Origin of the sequence: Bacillus pacificus (assembly GCF_020861345.1) — a bacterium.
In the GTDB taxonomy this organism is placed as follows: Bacteria; Bacillota; Bacilli; order Bacillales; family Bacillaceae_G; genus Bacillus_A; species Bacillus_A pacificus.
On the sequence record NZ_CP086328.1, the window covers coordinates 102907 to 123168 of the forward strand.

Consider the following 20262-nt stretch of genomic DNA (forward strand, 5'->3'; position numbering starts at 1 on the left):
TATGAAATTAATATTATTATCTGGTGGTTCAGGAAAACGTCTCTGGCCATTATCAAATGATTCGCGTTCTAAGCAATTTTTAAAAGTACTTAAAAATGAAAATGATGAAATGCAATCAATGGTTCAAAGAGTATGGGGACAATTGAAAAGTTTAGGGATTGAAAATGATGCAGTTATTGCTACAAGTAAATCTCAAGTAGATATGATTAATAGTCAGCTAGGAAATGGTGTACCTATTATTATTGAGCCAGAACGACGTGATACATTCCCGGCAATCGCTCTTGCTGCTTCGTATTTATATTCTAAAGAGCACGTTGATCTGGAAGAGGTTATAGGTGTATTACCAGTAGATCCATATGTAGAAAATAGTTTCTTTGAAAGGCTATTGGATTTGGAAAAGACACTAAACTCTTCAAATGCAGATCTAGGTTTAATGGGGATTACTCCTACATATCCATCTGAAAAATACGGTTATATTGTTCCGAATGTAGAGAAAAGCACACAGGAACTTATTCAAGTAAGTCATTTTAAAGAAAAGCCAGCTACTGCTGAGGCGGAAGATTTACTAAAACAAAATGCACTTTGGAACAGTGGTGTATTTGCATTTAAATTAGATAAAATTATCTCCCTATTAGATCAAAAAGGACTTCCAGTTCAATATGATGTGTTAGTTCAACAATATGAAACTTTACCAAAGATAAGTTTTGACTATGAAGTAGTAGAGAAAACAGAAAATATTGTTGCGCTTCCTTATAACGGTCCATGGAAAGATCTTGGAACTTGGAATACTCTTACAGAAGAAATGGGGACGAATATCCTCGGTAAAGGAAATATGGGAGTTGAGTGTGAGCAAAATCATATTATTAATGAGTTAGATATACCAGTTTCGGTATTAGGTCTCTCTAATATAATTGTAGCGGTTAGTCCAGATGGTATTTTAGTTTCAGAAAAAGATGCAAGCCCTCGAGTGAAAGAATTAGTGGGGGATTGGGATCAAAGACCAATGTATGAAGAACGTCGCTGGGGCTGGTATCGTGTACTAGATCACACTAAATATGATGATGGAAATGAAGTATTAACGAAACGTATAGGCATTACAGCTAGTAAAAATCTAAGCTATCAATATCATAATAATCGAAGTGAAGTTTGGACAATTGTAAAAGGTGAAGGTATTTTCGTATTAGATGATGAAATACGAGTTGTTCGTTCTGGGGATGTATTAGAAATTCAACCTGGACAGAAGCATGCAATCAAAGCTGTTACAGACTTAGAGTTTATTGAAGTGCAATCAGGTAGCGAATTAGTTGAGGAAGATATTGTTCGAATTTATATGCATTGGAACGAAATAGAGGAAGTTTGTTATTTAAAGAAGTAAAAATTAGTAGTAAAAGCAGCTAGAGGTGGAATTATTTTGTATAGAGAACCATTATTTTTTCAACCAGTATTACAGGAACGAATTTGGGGAGGGGAAGCTCTAAAAGGATTTAATTATGATTTACCTTCACAAACAACTGGGGAATGCTGGGGAATTTCTGCTCATTTCAATGGACCAAGTATTGTAAAGAGCGGTAAATATAGAGGTTTAACATTAAAGCAACTATGGGATAAACATAGGGGATTATTCGGAAACTATAAAGCTGAGCAATTCCCTTTATTAACTAAAATTTTAGATGCAAAAAAAGATTTATCTGTACAAGTACACCCTAATGATGAATTTGCAAATATCCATGAAAATGGTGAGTTAGGGAAAACAGAATGTTGGTATATTATTGACTGTAAAAAAAATGCTGAAATGGTGTACGGGCATACTGCTCAAACTAAAGAAGAATTTAAGAGCAGAATTGAAAATAACGAGTGGAATCGATTACTACGTCGAATACCAATTAAACCCGGAGATTTTTTCTATGTACCAAGCGGAACCATCCATGCGCTATGTGAAGGAACATTAGTATTAGAGACACAGCAAAGTTCAGATACAACATATCGTGTGTATGATTATGATCGTATGGATAGTGATGGAAACAAGCGAGATCTACATGTTGAAAAATCAATTGCTGTATCGATGATTCCTCATGATGATTATCAAGTTTATCCTGAAATTGAAAAAGAGAATGGTGCTATTGTTACTAGATATGTACAAGAAAAGTATTTTTCTGTTTATAAATGGGAGATTCAAGAGGAAGCATCTTTTCAACAGAATCAACCATTTCAATTAGCAAGTGTAATTGAAGGCGAAGCTATGTTGAGAACTGTAAGTGGTGAATTTAGTATAAAAAAAGGAGATCATTTTATCCTTCCAGCCGGAATTGAAAGTTTTGTTGTAAAAGGAAATGTGACTTTAATGGTCTCTCATCCGTAGGGTAGGTCACATTAATTTTGTGATTTCACTTTATCATTTAGTATTATTGCTATAATATAATGAAGAAGTCTTAGTATTTTATTTGTAATTATAAGCAAAGAGGGTATAGAAATGAAAAAGAAAATTTTATTTTGGATTCTCGGTATAATAGGAGTACTCATTATTGGTGGCGGAGCGTATGCTTATCATGTATATTCTAATGTATCTAACACATTAGATGCAGTTCATAAGCCGTTAGATCGTGATAAATCGGATAAACGTTCAGAAAAAGTCGATGTATCTGGTAAAAAGCCTATTTCAATTTTAATGATGGGTGTGGATCAACGTGGTGAGGATCAAGGGCGTTCGGATTCTTTAATGTTATTTACACTAAATCCATCCAAAAAATCGATGAAGATTACAAGTATTCCACGTGATTCTTATACAGAGATTGTAGGAAAAGGTAAGAAAGATAAGATTAATCACGCTTATGCTTTCGGTGGAATCAATATGTCAGTAAAAACAGTGGAAAATTTCTTAAACGTTCCTGTTGATCATTATATTGAAGTGAATATGGAAGGATTTAAAGATATTGTTGATGCTGTTGGTGGAGTAGATATTAATAATGATATGGACTTTACAATTGACGGTGTTCATTATGCAAAAGGTGATTTGCATTTAAATGGCGAGAAAGCATTGTTATATTCTAGAATGAGATACCAAGATACTCGTGGTGACTTTGGTCGTCAAATGCGCCAACGTCAAGTTATTCAAGCAGTAATCAAAAAAGGGGCAAGTGTATCTTCCCTAGCAAGTTACGGTGATGTATTAAAAGCGATTGAGAAAAACGTTAAAACAAGTTTAACGCAAGAGCAAATGTTTGATATTCAAAAGAACTATAAAGATTGCATGCAGAACAGTGAAGAAATCCAAATCCCAGGGGACGGCCACAAAGCCGCTGATGGTATTTGGTATTACTATGTTCCAGATGCAGCGAAACAAGATATTACGAATAAGTTAAGAGCTCATCTTGAAGTGGCTAAGTAATTATGGAATAACCCAACTCCTTTGGTAGGAGTTGGGTTTATTTTTACGTGAATTTATATTAGTATTATATGTTGTGAGAATAATAGATGAGGTGAATCGATGAATAAGAAAGCAGTACTTGTCCTAGTTATTTTTGTATTGTTTGTCGCTTCGGTTGTGAGCGGTAAATTATATTGGAATAAGAAGATTGCGAATGCAACAGGGCAGACGAGTGAAGTAACGAAAACAAAAGCTGACGTAAAAGATAGTGGAGCGAAGAAATCAGAGAAGAAACAAGATGCAAAGTCATCTTTTAATGAAGCATATGCGAAGAATTTACCAGATGAAGTGAAAGAGAAGTTAAAGAAAGCCGCTGAGGATAAAAAGGCAGTAAACCTTGTTATTGTTGGTGATGAAGCTTCTTCATCTGCAAAAGATGCTTGGGCAGCTAAGTTAACGGCTAACTTAGAAACTGCTTACGGTAAAGGTTTATGGAATGTGACGGTAAAGGAATATAAGGGCGAAAGCACAGATGAGTTAATCGCAAATAAGCGTGATAAAGAGATTGCGAAAGAAAAGCCAGATGTGATTTTATTCGAACCGCCATTTATTACCGACAATGGTAAAACTGGTAATGGAAACTCAGTTGCAAGTACGCAGAAATTTGTGCAAGCACTTTCTACTAGTGCAAAGGGTGCTACAATTATGATTCAACCATCAAACCCAGTGTATGGTGCGAAGAATTATCCGAAGGCAATTGAGGCGTTAAAGCAATTTGCGACGCAAAATGGCTATACATATGTAGATCATTGGGGAGCGTGGCCTGATGCGACAACAAAGGCTATTCTACCGTACCTACAAGAAGAATTTGGTTTCCCAAGTGCTAAAGGATATGAGGTTTGGGCGAATTATATAATAGATTATTTTATTGCGAAATAATCTGTTATCAATTAAATAGATAAAGTGAGGAAGAGTTTAAAATGGGATTTAAAAGAAAAATTAAAACATATATTAAAAGTAATAAATTAATGTATGCAATATTAAAAAAACCCTTAAAATATCGTTTTAATAGAAAAATGCAATGGAAAAGGGATGCCATTAAAAATTATGGAATAGAATGTTTATTATTAATGAAAGAAAGCTTTAAAGAGCATAAACAAGAATTTTGGTTAGATTATGGTACATTATTAGGCGCAGTTAGAGAAAAAGACTTTATAGAGCATGATTTAGACATGGATCTTGGCACATTTAATGTGAGTGAAGAGAAAAAAAGAGCTCTAGAAAAAACACTAAATGGAAAGGGGATTAAGACCTTAAGAGAATTTAGAATTAATGGTAATATAGTTGAACAAACTTTTACGTATAAAGAGGCGCATATTGATATATTTTATTATTATCGATTAGAGGAAACACAAAAAATCTGGTGTTATTTTTTTGAAGAAACAGATAATATGATTAAAAAAGAAAACGGAAATAATAAGATAGTCACGGGCTGGAAGGCAAAGACAGCAACTTCAACATTTTTAGGAGTTAATGAGATAGAGTTTAAAGGTGAAAAATTTCCAAGTCCTATAAACATTGAACAATATCTTGTTGAGAACTATGGTCCTAATTTTATGATAAAAGATGATGAGTGGGATTACGCTAATTCAGGTAATAATATCCAAGCTATAGAGGTTAATGGTATAAAGGCGATTTATAAATAATATGATTTAAAATTATTAAATTTGAAAGGATAATTACCGTAGTGGTGGTGAAATTATCCTTTTTATTTTTATTAAAAGGAGTAAATAGAAAATTTATGATTAAAAAGTTAAGGGAATTTTTAGGGGTAAAAAAACCTTATAAGTACAATGTTAAGGAAATAAATACAATTATTGATGAGCAAAGTAATTATATTTCTCAAATTATTGATACGCAGAATATTATTTTGAATAAGTTAGATAGATTAGATAAATGCTTATTAGACAATGATTCAGAGCAAGTAATGGAATCACTAGAAAAGAGATCTAATATAATTAATGAGATAATGGGAAAAGTATATGTTAATTTAGATGACATTGAAATAAAATCGGATATAGATTATTCGAAGGTTTTACAAAAGGTAATAGATGCTGTAGATATAGAGAAACCAATTGTATTCCCAAGAGGGCAATATATATTTAAATCAACAGTTAAAGTCAGGGCTGGACAAAAAATAAATTTTCAGAACTCTACAATATTCTTTAAAGGTAAAGGAGTGTTATTCGATTGTTCTTTTAAGGAGCATTCACAAGCAATAATTGAAAATGTAGATATTGAAATGGAATTAGGAAATGAGGACCAGATAGCATTTAAAGTAGATAAATTTGTAACTGGACCTCTCAGGAATATTAATATTTATGGTGGAGGATATGGTATATATTCAACAAATTCACATAGTTATGAAGTTGAAAAATTATCTCATCGGAACCCAAAAAAATCTGGCATCTATCATCAAGGTGACTTAGGGGCTGAATTACATTTTCGAGATGTACAAATTACATTTGTTGAATTTTTTGGAGGAAATGGAATTGAGATTGAACGAAAAACAACAGAAGATATTGGAGGATACTATCTCCATAATGTCTTAATTATTGCAAATAAACTAAGGAATGGATATGCGCAGCATGGAATTTATATTCATGGCCTATGTGGTCAGATTGCGACGACAGTTTTTAATTTAATTGGTGGCGGAGTAGATGGGTTTGATATACAGGATATGGAGAAAAAGCGCTTTGCTATAAGGTTGGAAAATGTAGCAAATAATCGATTTTCCTCTGCATGGATTAATAGTGTTTTATTAAAAAATACAGATAATAATTTTTATATTAATTCAAATGTACCATATGGTTTTTTATTTGACGAGTTAGTTTCGAATTTTGTGGCCTCAAATATTCGCTGTGGAGAAAATGTAGCTTTTAATTTTACAAATAATGCGGATGTAAGGAAATTTCAATATAATAATATTTCGACGTGTGAGGGACGTTTAGCTAATGAACACTCCTTTTTAACTAAAAGTGCAGATAAATCAATGAGGACTATTTTTGTGGATAGTAGAGAAATAGAAGGAGCATTATGTATTGTCGATTCATCTGATATAGCTAATAAAATGTATCTTCGAATGAGTGCATCGGGTGAAATGGAGTTGATTGATCAGGAATTCACTAAAACTCTATTAACCATCAGTCAAAACGGTATCATAAGGATTCATAGAGGGGCTTTAGAAATTAATGGATCTCAGGTTTTAGGAGCACGAAAAAAAGAATGGGAAATTCCAGGTGGTAATAGAAACAATGGTCAATGGGACACTGAAACGGTTTCATTACAAGAGCTGGCTAGTACTATGAAGAAATTAATAGAGGATTTACATGGGCATGGTTTGATTGGAAAATAAAAAAATCATCTAGTGACTTGAAGAGGTCACGGATGATTTTTTTATTTGGTTAATAAATGAAGGTCTAGTTATTAAAGCGAGTTTTGATTTTGTTTATAAATAGCATTAGAATCTCATCTTTTGTCAAGATTAGAATAAGTGTATAGAGTAGACTATTAGTTATGATTAAAGTGATAAATAATGGGATTGGATCTGCGATAAATAATCGAATAAAATAGGAAGTTGGGATAAATAATAGGGAATAAAATCCATATTTTATTTTTGATAACTCAAATAAACGGAAATTTATCTTTAATCCTTTTCTTATATAAATATATTCTAGTGTAAACAGTAAAAAATTAGATAAGGTTGTAGTTAAAATAGCTGAAGATGGTGACAAAATGTTTAATTTTACCAACGTGATATTTAGAAATAAATTTAACCCTCCACATATAAAAATAAGTTTAACCAGCATTTTTTCTCCTTTTTTTACATAGATAACTTGATTGGCTACAATAGATTCAAAGCCAAGGGAAATCATATAAAGGGAAAATATTGATAAGACAGTACTAGTATTAATAAATTCAGCTCCGCCATAAATATACACACCAACATCTGATACAATGTATAGTCCAATCGAGGCTGGGAATAAGAAGCATAAATAAATTTTTGAAATAGTATTCAATAAGTTGATGTAAGAAGCATTATCTTCATTTCCAGATAAATGAGATAAACGAGGAATAGTTACTTGAATGATGCTTAACATTAACATATGGATAATACTCATAATTTGTTGTGCCATAGCATAATAAGATACAGATTTAGTATCAACATACTGTCCTAACATATAGCGATCAAGTTGTGTATATAAAATGTTTGCGTTTGAAAATATAACAACCAAAAATAATGGCTTTAAGTGTTTTGAAATACCAATATCTTGAAAATTAAATGAAACACGGCGTTTTACATAAATAAAACTAATGATGTTATTAAGGAAGGTTGAAAGTACCAATAACCAAGCATAGCTGTGATAGTCTTCGGAACCTTTTATTAAAACAAAAAGGAATATTACGTAAAAAATTCGAACAATTATAGTTTTGATTGTAATAAAATCATAATTTTCATAAGCTTCATTTACCCATTCCACATAGAAAATAGATCCGATGAAATTAATTCCATAAATAAGTAATATAGGGAATATAATGCTTTCTCGATAGCCTATATAGGAGAATATAAGGTACACGATTAGAGAAAGTATGCTAGTAATGAATGTAACTGTGAATAAACTTGTAAAAAGTTTGCTTACTTTTTCTTTATCATGTTTAATAAGGCTCATTTCTCGCATACCGTATTGGTATACTCCAAAAACTGCAAAAATAAAAAAGTAATTGAAAATAGATTCTGAGAACTGTACGTTTCCAATAGAAGAGGCCCCAAGTGTACGATAGACATAAGGGCCTACCAGTATTGGAAGAATCAAGTTGAATAGATTAAGTAATACTTTGTAAATAATATTTTTGAATAGTGATTTTTGCATTTTTATAGCAAACCCTTCTAGATGTTTTCAATAAGAAACAGCATAAAAATATTTGATTTTTAAATAGGATATTATACATATATTTAAAACCATAAGTTAACTACAACTAGATAATTGTAATATATAACATATTCTTGGACAATAAGAAATTAAATTTTATAAAACATTTACATTATAAATTATTAATGATAACATCGATGATACATTCAAAAAATGAATATATCATCGATGTTATGGGGGCCCTCGTTGTGCAACATATATTAAGTGTATTAGAAATTATTAATCAAGAACCAAACCTAAATCAGAAAAAAATCGCGGAATATTGTGGGATTTCGATAGGGAAGGTCAATTATATTATTAGCGATCTAGTAAAGAAAAAATATGTTTCCAGTGAGAAGAAAGGGAAGCATATAAGTTATTATTTAGAGGAGAATGGGTTTTCCTTTTTGCAAAGGGAATTAGCTATTCTTCAGAAAAAGAAAATTAAAATAAATCAAGTTGGTTATAAAAAGGTTAAGCAGGCAGTAATTTTAGCAGCTGGGAGTCGGAAAGAGCTAGAGATGCCGTCGGGTTTATTGTCTATAGGAGATAAAATACTTTTAAATAGAAATGTTGATATATTAAAAAATAATGGTATTGAAAAGATAGTTATTATTTCTGGGTACAAAAAGGAGAAATTTGTTTCATGGAATAAACATCAAAACTTGTATTTTGTGGAGAATCAGGAATACAAATGGACAGGATCAATGGCTTCACTTGCTTGTGCTCAAGAAATAATCGATGATGATTTTTTATTAATTGAAGATGATATTCTAATAGAAGAAAATGCAATTGCGCAAGTATTAAAGCATCCTGAAAGAGATTGTGTATTAATCACAAATGAGAGTGGTTCTGGGGATGAGGCCTTTGTTGAAATTCAAGAAGGACATTTATATAAAATTTCTAAAGATTTTCACCAATTAAATCGTATTGATGGAGAAATGATTGGGATTTCAAAGGTTTCATATGATGTTTTTGAGCAAATGTTAGAAATATTTGCATGTAATCAAAATCCATATGTAAATTACGAATATTTACTTTTAGATATTGCAAGAACGTATGACATTGGGTACGTGAAGTTACAAAATGTTGTATGGGCGGAGATTGATACAAAACAACAATATGAAATTGTTAAAAATACAATCTATCCTCGTTTATTGCGAAAGGAAGCCGAATTTAAAGAGAAGCAAATAAAGCAATGTATTGTAGAAGGATTAGGGATTCAGGAAGATAAAATTACAGACATTCAACCATTTGGTGGCATGACTAATACTAATTTTAAAGTATGTGTGGATGATTCGGAATATGTATTGCGTATTCCTGGAAGTGGTACTGAGAATATGATTAGCCGATATGATGAAATGGTAAATTCAAAGTTTGCAAGTGAGCTAGGAATTGATGCAGAACTAATTTATTTTAATGAAAAAACAGGTGTGAAATTGGCGGAATTTATCCCTAATGCAGAAACATTAAATCCAAAAACTGCAAAACGTAATGATAATATGATGCTAACAGCTGCAGTCTTAAAGGAGTTACATAATTCGAATGCATTAATGAGCAATAGTTTTAATGTATTTGAAAAAATTGAACAGTATGAAGGACTATTAGATAAAGTAAGGGGTGATAATTTTAATGATTATGAACAAGTTAAAAGAAAAGTTATGAAATTAAGAGATGTTTATGAGGATATGAAAATTAAGGTAACACCGTGTCATAACGATACTGTTCCTGAAAACTTTGTAAAAAGTGGAGAAAATAAAATTTATTTAATTGATTGGGAATATGGTGGGCTAAATGATCCAATGTGGGATATTGCTGCTCATTGCCTAGAAAGTGGTTTTTCGGTTGAAGAAGAGGAGCTGTTCTTAAAGTACTATTTTAATGGAAAAATAGAGGTTTTACATAAAAAAAGAATATTAATGAATAAGATTTTTCAAGATTTTTTATGGAGTATTTGGACAAAAATCAAGGAAGCTACAGGAAGTGATTTTGGTACGTATGGGATGGATCGTTATCGTCGAGCCAAAGAAAATATACAATTATTTATAGAGTATTATGGAGGATATTGTTATGAACCTAAAGCAAAGTAAGGGTATCCTATATGGTGTTTTTTCAGGCTTTGCTTGGGCTGTAGATACGGTATTAATTGGAATCGTTTTGTCTTCAACAATTATGTTAGAGACGAAACAGGTTATATTTCTTGCGCCTCTAGTTAGCACTTTTTTACATGATTTTATGTCTACAATATGGATGATAGTTTATATGGCAATTAAAGGTAGCCTAGCGACTGCACTTTCAAAATTGAAAACAAGAAGTGGACGATTTGTTGTTTTGGGTGCATTGTTAGGTGGACCGTTAGGTATGACTTTTTATGTGTTAGCTGTAAAGTATATCGGTGCATCGTATACAGCTGCCATTTCGGCAATATACCCTGCGGTAGGAGCTTTTTTTGCATTTATATTTCTCAAAGAACGTTTACGTTCCTGGAATTGGTTAGGACTTATAATTAGTATGGCTGGTATTACTATATTAGGTTTTACAGGAGTGAGTAATTCCACAGAAAGCTATATTTTAGGCTTTTTATTTTCTTTAATTTGTGTTTTAGGCTGGGGATTGGAGTGTGTAATTTGTGCATACGGTATGAAGGATAATGAAGTTTCTCCAGAAGAAGCTTTACAAATTCGTCAGCTTGTTTCATCTATTACGTATGGATTGGTAATTTTACCTTCTTTAGGTGGACATTTTTTAACAAGAGAAGTTGTGGTTAGTAGTGATTTTATTTTAATCATTTTTATTGCATTAGTGGGAACTGCGTCATATGTTTTTTACTATAAAGCAATTCGTGAATTGGGTCCTACTAAAGCGATGGCATTAAATATTACATATTCAGCTTGGTCAATTTTAATTTCCATATTTATACTAGGCACTTCCCTTTCAGTTGGATTAATAATTAGTTGTTTATTGATTGTTATGGGAGCTGTTTTAACAGTTTCGGATTCACAAGAGTTTAGAAAGAAAAAATATAGAGGTGAAGCAGCGTGAGAGCGATTTTATTAGCAGCGGGCATGGGAACACGATTACGTCCATTGACTTTAACAAAACCTAAATCTTTGGTGGAAGTAAATGGTAAACCTATGTTAGAACGTCAAATTGAATTTTTACAGGAAAAAGGTATAGAAGAGATTATTATTGTTACTGGATATCTATCAGAAAAATTTAATTATCTTACTGATAAATATGAAAATATTAAAATTGTATATAATGACAAATATAATATATACAATAATATTTATACTATGTACTTAGTGAGAGAATATTTATCAAATGCATATGTAGTTGATGCAGATGTATATTTGCATCGTAATATATTTATTGAACAACCTAAGTCATCTCTATATTTTAGTGCGAAAAAAGAAGATTTTTGTAACGAGTGGATTATTAAATATGATGTAAATAATAGAGTATATGATATTGAAGTTGGTAATGGTCACAATGATTATATTTTATGCGGTATTTCATATTGGTCTGAAAATGATGCAACTTATATAGTGAGAGAAATTGAAAAGGTAGTTACTCAAGAAGATTTTAGTGAGTTATATTGGGATAATATCGTGAAAGATAATATTAAAAATCTAGATGTTCGCTTATATGAAATCAATAAAAATGATAGTTTTGAAATTGATTCACTTGAAGATCTACAAATGGTTGAAAGAAAGCTTGCTATAATAGGGAATTAAGTGTCACTTAAATATTTAATTGTTTTGGAGGACTATAATCATGGCAATACTTGTAACAGGTGGAGCAGGATATATTGGTAGTCATACATGCGTGGAATTACTGAATAATGATTATGAAATTATTGTAGTAGATAATTTGTCAAATAGCTCAGTAGAATCTATCAATCGAGTGAAAGAGTTAACAGGAAAACAATTTAAGTTTTATAAAGAGGATCTTGAGAATTATGAGGCACTGAATAAAATTTTTGAGGAAAATACAATTGAAGCTGTTATTCACTTTGCAGGTTTAAAAGCTGTAGGGGAATCGGTAGCAAAGCCATTAATGTACTATAATAATAATATTATTAGCACATTAGTATTATGTGACGTGATGCAAAAGCGTAATGTGAAGAAGATGATTTTTAGTTCATCAGCAACGGTATATGGTATTCCAGAAACATCACCAATTACGGAAGAATTTCCATTAAGTGCTACAAATCCATATGGTCAAACGAAATTAATGATTGAACAGATGATGCGTGATGTAGCATTTGCAGATGCGGCATGGAGTATCGCATTACTTCGTTATTTCAATCCATTTGGTGCACATGAGAGTGGAAGAATTGGAGAAGATCCAAATGGAATTCCAAATAACTTAATGCCATATGTCACACAAGTGGCAGTAGGTAAACTAAAGGAATTAAGTGTATTTGGAAATGACTATCCAACGAAGGATGGTACGGGCGTTCGTGATTACATACATGTTGTCGACTTAGCGAATGGTCACGTAAAGGCACTTGAAAAAGTACTGAATACAACGGGAGTAGATGCTTATAACCTTGGTACAGGCACAGGTTATAGTGTACTTGAGATGGTTGAAGCATTTGAAAAAGTTTCGGGCAAGAAAGTTCCTTATAAAATTACGGAGCGTCGTCCTGGTGATGTGGCGGTATGTTTTGCAGATGCATCAAAGGCAAAGCGTGAACTAGGATGGGAAGCAAAACGGGGATTAGAAGAAATGTGTGCAGATTCTTGGAAATGGCAATCAAATAATAAAGATGGGTATATCACAAAATAGCATTAAGGTTTTAGTGTACACACTATAGGTAATAGGGATAGATGTCTATAGTATAATATATTATAAATTAAATAGTTCTAAACCTAAAAATTTAGCTATGAGGAAAGTAGGTATACAATGAATTCAATTCTAATTTGTGGCGGAGCTGGATATATCGGTTCTCACGCCGTGAAAAAATTAGTAGACGAAGGTTTATCTGTAGTAGTAGTAGATAACTTACAAACGGGTCATGAGGATGCAATTACGGAAGGTGCGAAGTTTTATAATGGTGACCTTCGTGATAAAGCATTTTTAAGAGATGTGTTTACACAAGAAAATATTGAGGCGGTTATGCATTTCGCGGCTGATTCTTTAGTTGGAGTTAGTATGGAGAAGCCTCTTCAATATTATAATAACAATGTGTATGGTGCACTTGGTTTATTAGAGGTAATGGATGAGTTTAAGGTAGATAAGTTTATTTTCTCTTCTACTGCGGCAACGTATGGTGAGGTAGATGTAGACCTTATTACTGAGGAAACGATGACAAATCCAACGAATACGTATGGGGAGACGAAGTTAGCAATCGAGAAGATGCTTCATTGGTATAGCCAAGCTTCTAATTTACGTTATAAGATTTTCAGATACTTTAACGTGGCTGGTGCAACTCCAAATGGTATTATTGGGGAAGATCACCGTCCAGAGACGCATTTAATTCCTCTTGTGCTGCAAGTGGCGTTAGGTCAACGTGAGAAGATTATGATGTTTGGTGATGACTATAATACACCAGATGGTACTTGTATCCGTGATTATATTCATGTTGAAGATTTAGTGGCAGCTCATTTCTTAGGGCTTAAAGATTTACAAAACGGCGGAGAAAGTGATTTCTATAACTTAGGAAATGGTAATGGTTTCAGTGTAAAAGAAATCGTTGATGCAGTTCGTGAAGTTACAAATCATGAAATCCCTGCTGAAGTAGCGCCGCGTCGTGCGGGAGATCCAGCACGTTTAGTTGCTTCTTCTCAGAAAGCGAAAGAGAAGTTAGGTTGGGATCCACAGTATGTAAATGTGAAGACAATCATTGAGCATGCTTGGAATTGGCATCAGAAGAAACCTAATGGGTATGAGAAATAATAAATCTAAATTTTAATATGAAAAATTAAGTTACTATTTTTAAGGTATGTGTATTAAAGCATACCTTTTTAGTTTGAAATTGGAGGATAATTATATGAACTGGAAACAAAAATTTAGTCGCTGGCTTTCATATGCAGAGTTAGATGCAGAACTAAAAGAACAGTTAGAAAACATGAAGCAAGATGAGAAAAAAATCGAGGACAGCTTTTATAAAAATCTAGAATTCGGCACAGGTGGTATGCGTGGTGAACTTGGTGCTGGTACGAACCGTCTGAACGTATATACAGTTCGTAAAGCGACACAAGGATTAGCGAAGTTTATTGAAAAGTTAGGTGAAGAAGCGAAGAAACGTGGTGTTGTTGTAGCGTATGATTCTCGCCATAAATCACCTGAGTTCGCAATGGAAGTTGCTGCTACACTAGGTGCACACGGCATTACAACATATGTGTTTGAAAGCTTACGTCCAACGCCAGTGCTTTCTTTCGCAGTTCGTCATTTACATACAGTGAGTGGAATCGTTCTTACGGCAAGTCATAATCCGCCTGAATATAACGGTTATAAAGTATACGGTGAAGATGGTGGGCAGTTGCCTCCAAAAGAAGCTGATGAATTAATTAGCTACGTAAACGCAGTAGAAGATGAATTAACAGTTGAGGTTGCTGATGTGGAGCAATTAAAAGCTGACGGTTTATTACATATTATTGGACAAGAAGTCGATGATGCATATGCTGCAGAATTGAACAATGTCATTATTAATAAAGAAATGGTACAAAAGGTTGGGAAAGACTTAAAAATCGTCTTCACACCACTACACGGAACATCAAATATTTCTGTACGCCGTGGTTTAGAAGAAGTTGGATTTACAGATGTAACAGTTGTAAAAGAGCAAGAGTTACCAGATCCGAACTTCTCTACAGTAAAATCACCGAACCCAGAAGAGCACGCAGCATTTGAATATGCAATTCGTGACGGTGAGAAGGTAGGCGCAGATGTGTTAATCGCAACGGATCCTGACGCAGACCGTCTTGGTGTAGCAGTTCGTAATCACGATGGTGAGTTCCAAGTATTAACTGGTAACCAAACAGGTGCATTAATGCTTGATTACTTATTATCTCAAAAGAAAGAAAACGGAACGCTACCAGAGAACGGTGTTGTATTAAAAACAATCGTAACGTCTGAAATTGGTCGTACAATCGCGAAAGCATACGGTTTAGATACAGTTGATACGTTAACTGGATTTAAATTTATCGGTGAGAAAATTAAACAGTATGAAGAAAGCGGACAATACGAATTCCAATTCGGTTATGAGGAAAGCTATGGTTATTTAATCCGTCCATTCTGCCGTGATAAAGATGCAGTACAATCTGTTCTATTTGCATGTGAAGTAGCTGCATACTACAAATCACAAGGTAAAACGTTATACGATGGTCTATTAGAAGTGTTTGAGAAGTACGGTTTCTTCCGTGAAGATCTTGTATCGTTAACGCTAAAAGGAAAAGATGGAGCGGAACAAATTCAAGAAATGATGGCAACATTCCGTGAAAATCCTCCGAAAGAAGTAGCGGGCTTAACAGTTGTAGCAGTTGAAGACTATAAAGCGAGCATGATTACATCTTTACAAGATGGACATAAAGAAGAGATTCACTTACCGAAATCAAATGTGTTAAAATATCAATTAGAAGATGGTTCTTGGTTCTGCCTACGTCCATCTGGAACTGAACCGAAGATTAAGTTCTACTTCGGTGTTCAAGATAATTCTTTACAAAATAGTGAACAAAAGTTACTTATTATTAAAGAAGATGTTATGAATCGTTTATAATAAATTTTAGAAGAGTTCGATTATGTTATCGAACTCTTTTTTATGAACAAATTCCAAACAATAAATTCCCCTAATTCAGAAATTCACCAATATGTTATGATAAATGCACTAAGTTAGTAACATATTGGGTACAAAGGATAGAAGAAACAGGTGAAGCAGATGAATAAAAGGCAACAGGAAATTTTGCAAGTTTTATTATCTGAGTCTAATGAGTATTTGTTAGTGCAGGAGCTTGCTGATAGGATAGGTTGTTCAGAGAAGACGATTCGTAATGATTTTAAGGTGATTGAGGGATATTTAGAGAAGTATTCAGATGCACTTCTTATTCGGAGACCGGGTTTAGGTGTTTGTTTAGAAATTACGGATTATGATAAGTCCAGTTTGTTCAATAAATTGTATGCTGTAAAACAGGATATAGGCTATGCATCAGACGAGGAGAGAGTGTTGCAAATTGCGTATAGCTTGTTGATGAATGTTAAACCAGTTACGGTGCAGGAGCTTGCTGAGCAGTATTTTGTTAATAGGGCTACAGTTAAGAAAGATTTAGATAGAATTGAAACGTGGCTTGAGGAACTAGGATTAGATTTAGTTGTAAAGCAAAGGATCGGATTAACGGTAGAGAGCGATGAGAGAAGTAAGAGGAAGGCATTAGCTAAACTATCAGATTTAATTCATAATCAGGAGTTAATGAACCAATTTATTAAAAAGCAGTTTTTGTATCATGAAATTGAATTTATAATGACGGAATTGAAAGCGTTACAAAAAAGGTATGATACATTTTTTACAGATGATACGTTAGAAAATCTTTTATTACATACGCTAATCATGGTACGGAGGATGAAGTTAAAACAACCAATTTCAATGTCTACAGATGATTTGAACATCGTTCGAGAGACGAAAGAGTATGGGTGGACATTAGATTTTTTAACAAGGTTAGAGTTTGTATTTACGGTTCATTTTACTGAAGAAGAGATAGCTTATTTAGCCATTCATATTTTAGGCGGGAAATTTCGTTATCAAGATGAATGGGAAAGAGATAAGTTAAATGTGAGTAATCCTGTTCTTTCACAAGTTGTATCGCATTTAATAGGTCGTATGTCTAAATTGAATGAAATCGATTTCGGGGAGGATCCATTTTTACTAGAGGGATTACAGATGCACTTGTACACGACATTAAATCGTTTGCAATATAATCTGTCTGTCTCAAATCCGATGCTTCATCAAATTAAGCGAATGTATCCGTATATGTTTGATATGTTAATTCATGAGCTGGATGATATGAATCAATCATTAAGTCTACAAATCCCTGAGGAAGAAGCAGCCTATCTTACTTTGCATTTTCAGGCGGCAATGGAGCGTTTGAGTGATAAAAGGGTATCAAAAAATGTAATTATTGTTTGTCATATGGGGATAGGGATGTCGCAATTATTACGGACGAAAATCGAAAGGAAATTCCGGTATGTCCATGTGCTAGATTGCATTGCAAAGTCCAATTTAGAAGAATACTTAATGAAAAATAAAAAGGTAGAGCTTATTATTTCTACGATAGATCTTCCGCAGTTAAATATTCCTCATTTTGTTGTATCTCCTTTATTAGAGCGGAGTGAAGAAAGTAAGTTAGAGGAATTTATGAAGAAATTAGATGAACTACCGTCTAGCGGAAATAAGGACTTTGTATTATTGAATTACACAACTCCTTTTTTAGTCTTTTTACAACAAGAGGTAGAGCATCGTTACGAATTAATTGAAAAATTAGCGAGGTCTCTTTATGAAAAGGGATATGTAGAGAAAGAATATATTGAAAATGCGATTGCTAGAGATAGAATGTCAGCAACGACAATCGGTGCAGGGGTTGCCATCCCGCACGGAAGCCCTAAGCTAATTAAAGAATCCGTGATTGCAGTTGCTACGCTTAGGGAGCCGTTGGACTGGGGAGTAGAGAAAGTATCGCTCGTATTTATGTTAGCAGTTAAGAGTGATGGTAAGGAAGTTACGAAGCAGCTATTTCATGAGTTGTCTTTTATAAGTGAACAACCTGTTTTTGTCCAGAAGCTTATAAAGGAAAAGAATATAATGAAGTTTTTATCTTATTTAAGATATGAATAGGTAAGGCGATAAGCCTTACTTTTTTGTTTGTTCCGGTAAAATAATGTTTTTTCCGGAGGTTACGGTAAAAAAGAAAACTTTTATGAATCGAATATTGATATATATTATTTGTAGGCGCTTACATAAGGGTGAGGAGGATTAAAATGAGAGTACTAGCGATTACATCGTGTCCGAATGGGATTGCCCATACGTATATGGCTGCAGAAAATTTACAAAAAGCAGCGGATAAATTAGGAATTCAAATGAAAGTTGAAACACAAGGTGGTATAGGTGTTGAGAATGAACTTACCGAGCAGGAGATTCGTGAAGCAGATGGCATCATTATAGCGGCAGATCGAGTAGTAAATAAAGATAGATTCATAGGTAAAAAGCTATTAGTTGTAGGAGTTAAAGATGGTATTCGTAAGCCAGAGGAGCTCATTCAAAAAGTAGTGGATGGTAATGTTCCTGTTTATCATTCAGATGTGAAAAAAACAGAAAATGATTTGCAAGGAAAAAAACAAAATCCTATATACCGTCATTTAATGAATGGTGTATCATTCATGGTTCCTTTCATTGTTGTAGGTGGATTATTAATTGCAATTGCATTAACACTTGGTGGTGAGAAAACTCCTGGTGGTTTAGTAATACCAGAAGGTTCTTTTTGGAAAACAATTGAGCAAATAGGTGGCGCTTCATTTGCATTTATGGTGCCAATTTTAGCTGGATATATTGCTTACAGTATAGCTGATAAACCTGGACTTGTTCCTGGTATGATTGGCGGATATATCGCAGCAACAGGAAGTTTTTATGGTAGTGAGAGTGGCGCAGGTTTCTTAGGCGGCATTATTGCAGGTTTCTTAGCTGGTTATGTTGCGTTAGGAATTAAAAAGTTAAAAGTGCCAAAAGCGATTCAACCAATTATGCCGATTATTATTATTCCTGTATTTACATCACTTATTGTTGGTTTAGCATTTGTATTTATTATCGGTGCTCCTGTAGCACAAGTATTTGAATCATTAACAGCTTGGTTAGCTGGTATGCAAGGGTCAAGTTCAATTCTTTTAGCATTAATTTTAGGTGCAATGATTTCATTTGATATGGGTGGTCCGGTAAATAAAGTAGCATTCTTATTTGGTTCTGCAATGATTGGAGAAGGAAATTATGAAATTATGGGACCGATTGCAGCGGCGATTTGTATTCCGCCAATTGGAATGGGACTTGCTACATTTATAGGAAAGAGAAAATTCCAAGAGTCTGAAAAGGAAATGGGGAAAGCTTCATTTACGATGGGCTTGTTCGGTATTACAGAAGGAGCTATTCCTTTTGCAGCACAGGATCCATTACGTGTTATTCCTAGTATTATGGCTGGTTCGATGACAGGTGCTGTTATTGCAATGATTGGTAACGTAGGAGATAGAGTAGCACATGGTGGACCTATCGTTGCGGTACTAGGAGCGGTAGATAACGTATTTATGTTCTTTGTTGCTATTATTGCAGGTTCTATTGTTACAGCGGTTATTGTGAATGTATTAAAGAAAGATATTTCAAAGATTGAAGAAACACAGGAATTAAAAGAAATGAAAGAAGTGTCAGCAACTAAGGAAGTAACGGAAGCTCAAGAACAAGAAATAGAACAGAAAGCTGAAAAGATTGAAATTCAGAAGTTAACAGATATAACAAGTCTGGAGCTAATTGATGTTAATTTAGCAGGAGAGACACGTGAAGATATTATTGATGAAATGATTGGGAAATTAAATACCGTAGGTGCTTTACATTCTGATTCTGAGTTTAAGCAAGCAATTATGAGTCGCGAAGCAGAGAGTAGTACAGGCATTGGAATGAACATTGCGATTCCTCATGGGAAGTCAGATGCAGTAAAAAAACCAAGTGTTGTATTTGGAATTAAACAATCAGGGGTAGATTGGAACAGTTTAGATGGAACGGATGCAAAATTAATATTTATGATTGCAGTTCCTAAAGAGAGTGAAGGAAATGAGCACTTGAAGATTCTTCAAATGCTTTCAAGAAAACTTATGGATGATAGTTATAGAGAGAGATTAATATCTGTCCAAACGAAAGAAGAAGCACATAAGTTATTAGATGACATCGTATAAAAT

General features: G+C 33.5%; 15 protein-coding genes. 14 read left to right on the top strand and 1 reads right to left on the bottom strand.

Annotated features, from left to right (window positions below):
* Position 1 precedes the first annotated feature (1 nt).
* The 6 genes from LMD38_RS00495 (at position 2) to LMD38_RS00520 (ending at position 6779) form a co-directional block, all read left to right on the top strand.
* Entirely contained in the window at positions 2–1375 is a 1374-nt protein-coding gene (locus LMD38_RS00495; RefSeq protein WP_228920081.1) for a sugar phosphate nucleotidyltransferase, read from the top strand.
* Positions 1376–1411: 36 nt separating this feature from the next.
* Positions 1412–2359 (top strand): mannose-6-phosphate isomerase, class I, encoded by a 948-nt coding sequence (gene manA, locus LMD38_RS00500; RefSeq protein WP_000285522.1) that lies wholly within the window; start codon positions 1412–1414, stop codon positions 2357–2359.
* A gap of 111 nt (positions 2360–2470) precedes the next feature.
* Positions 2471–3385 carry a polyisoprenyl-teichoic acid--peptidoglycan teichoic acid transferase TagU gene (gene tagU / locus LMD38_RS00505; RefSeq protein WP_228920084.1) on the top strand — a complete coding sequence of 305 codons (915 nt, stop codon included), beginning with the start codon at positions 2471–2473 and terminating at the stop codon, positions 3383–3385.
* A 99-nt stretch (positions 3386–3484) separates the two neighbouring features.
* A complete protein-coding gene (locus LMD38_RS00510; RefSeq protein WP_228920086.1) occupies positions 3485–4303 on the top strand; it encodes an SGNH/GDSL hydrolase family protein in 819 nt (272 codons plus the stop codon).
* 41 nt (positions 4304–4344) lie between these two features.
* Complete coding sequence (locus tag LMD38_RS00515; RefSeq protein WP_000505985.1) at positions 4345–5070, top strand: LicD family protein; 726 nt, start codon at positions 4345–4347, stop codon at positions 5068–5070.
* A 41-nt stretch (positions 5071–5111) separates the two neighbouring features.
* Positions 5112–6779: a hypothetical protein gene (locus tag LMD38_RS00520; RefSeq protein WP_228920088.1), complete on the top strand. Its 1668-nt coding sequence runs from the start codon at positions 5112–5114 to the stop codon at positions 6777–6779.
* A gap of 64 nt (positions 6780–6843) precedes the next feature.
* Here LMD38_RS00520 and LMD38_RS00525 read toward each other — a convergent pair whose 3' ends face one another.
* Positions 6844–8295, bottom strand: coding sequence for an oligosaccharide flippase family protein (locus LMD38_RS00525; RefSeq protein ID WP_228920094.1), 1452 nt, complete (start codon positions 8293–8295; stop codon positions 6844–6846).
* Positions 8296–8543: 248 nt separating this feature from the next.
* On the opposite strand from LMD38_RS00525, the gene LMD38_RS00530 reads away from it, so the two are divergent.
* The 8 genes from LMD38_RS00530 to LMD38_RS00565 all read left to right on the top strand — a co-directional run bounded on the left by LMD38_RS00530 (position 8544) and on the right by LMD38_RS00565 (position 20259).
* Positions 8544–10424, top strand: coding sequence for a phosphotransferase (locus tag LMD38_RS00530; RefSeq protein ID WP_001163831.1), 1881 nt, complete (start codon positions 8544–8546; stop codon positions 10422–10424).
* Positions 10405–11376: a DMT family transporter gene (locus LMD38_RS00535; protein WP_228920096.1), complete on the top strand. Its 972-nt coding sequence runs from the start codon at positions 10405–10407 to the stop codon at positions 11374–11376. Before LMD38_RS00530 ends, LMD38_RS00535 begins: the two co-directional genes overlap by 20 nt.
* Positions 11373–12071, top strand: coding sequence for a sugar phosphate nucleotidyltransferase (locus LMD38_RS00540; protein WP_228920097.1), 699 nt, complete (start codon positions 11373–11375; stop codon positions 12069–12071). Before LMD38_RS00535 ends, LMD38_RS00540 begins: the two co-directional genes overlap by 4 nt.
* A 40-nt stretch (positions 12072–12111) precedes the next feature.
* Positions 12112–13128, top strand: a complete 1017-nt coding sequence (galE, locus tag LMD38_RS00545; protein WP_000996526.1) for a UDP-glucose 4-epimerase GalE — start codon at positions 12112–12114, stop codon at positions 13126–13128.
* Between the two features lie 117 nt (positions 13129–13245).
* The gene (galE, locus tag LMD38_RS00550) at positions 13246–14238 is read left to right on the top strand and encodes a UDP-glucose 4-epimerase GalE (protein ID WP_228920098.1); all 993 of its coding nucleotides are present in this window, start codon (positions 13246–13248) and stop codon (positions 14236–14238) included.
* 94 nt (positions 14239–14332) lie between these two features.
* Positions 14333–16057 carry a phospho-sugar mutase gene (locus LMD38_RS00555; RefSeq protein WP_228920099.1) on the top strand — a complete coding sequence of 575 codons (1725 nt, stop codon included), beginning with the start codon at positions 14333–14335 and terminating at the stop codon, positions 16055–16057.
* A gap of 159 nt (positions 16058–16216) precedes the next feature.
* A complete protein-coding gene (locus LMD38_RS00560) occupies positions 16217–18163 on the top strand; it encodes a BglG family transcription antiterminator (RefSeq protein WP_228920100.1) in 1947 nt (648 codons plus the stop codon).
* A 143-nt stretch (positions 18164–18306) separates the two neighbouring features.
* Entirely contained in the window at positions 18307–20259 is a 1953-nt protein-coding gene (locus LMD38_RS00565) for a PTS fructose transporter subunit IIABC (RefSeq protein WP_228920102.1), read from the top strand.
* Positions 20260–20262: the final 3 nt, after the last annotated feature.

Bases quoted from the DNA above. Each gene is read 5' to 3' on its own strand.
- LMD38_RS00495 (WP_228920081.1), top strand. From the start codon at position 2: ATGAAATTAATATTATTATCTGGTGGTTCAGGAAAACGTCTCTGGCCA.
- tagU (WP_228920084.1), top strand. From the start codon at position 2,471: ATGAAAAAGAAAATTTTATTTTGGATTCTCGGTATAATAGGAGTACTC.
- LMD38_RS00510 (WP_228920086.1), top strand. From the start codon at position 3,485: ATGAATAAGAAAGCAGTACTTGTCCTAGTTATTTTTGTATTGTTTGTC.
- LMD38_RS00515 (WP_000505985.1), top strand. From the start codon at position 4,345: ATGGGATTTAAAAGAAAAATTAAAACATATATTAAAAGTAATAAATTA.
- LMD38_RS00525 (WP_228920094.1), bottom strand. From the start codon at position 8,295: ATGCAAAAATCACTATTCAAAAATATTATTTACAAAGTATTACTTAAT.
- LMD38_RS00535 (WP_228920096.1), top strand. From the start codon at position 10,405: ATGAACCTAAAGCAAAGTAAGGGTATCCTATATGGTGTTTTTTCAGGC.
- galE (WP_000996526.1), top strand. From the start codon at position 12,112: ATGGCAATACTTGTAACAGGTGGAGCAGGATATATTGGTAGTCATACA.
- galE (WP_228920098.1), top strand. From the start codon at position 13,246: ATGAATTCAATTCTAATTTGTGGCGGAGCTGGATATATCGGTTCTCAC.
- LMD38_RS00555 (WP_228920099.1), top strand. From the start codon at position 14,333: ATGAACTGGAAACAAAAATTTAGTCGCTGGCTTTCATATGCAGAGTTA.
- LMD38_RS00560 (WP_228920100.1), top strand. From the start codon at position 16,217: ATGAATAAAAGGCAACAGGAAATTTTGCAAGTTTTATTATCTGAGTCT.
- LMD38_RS00565 (WP_228920102.1), top strand. From the start codon at position 18,307: ATGAGAGTACTAGCGATTACATCGTGTCCGAATGGGATTGCCCATACG.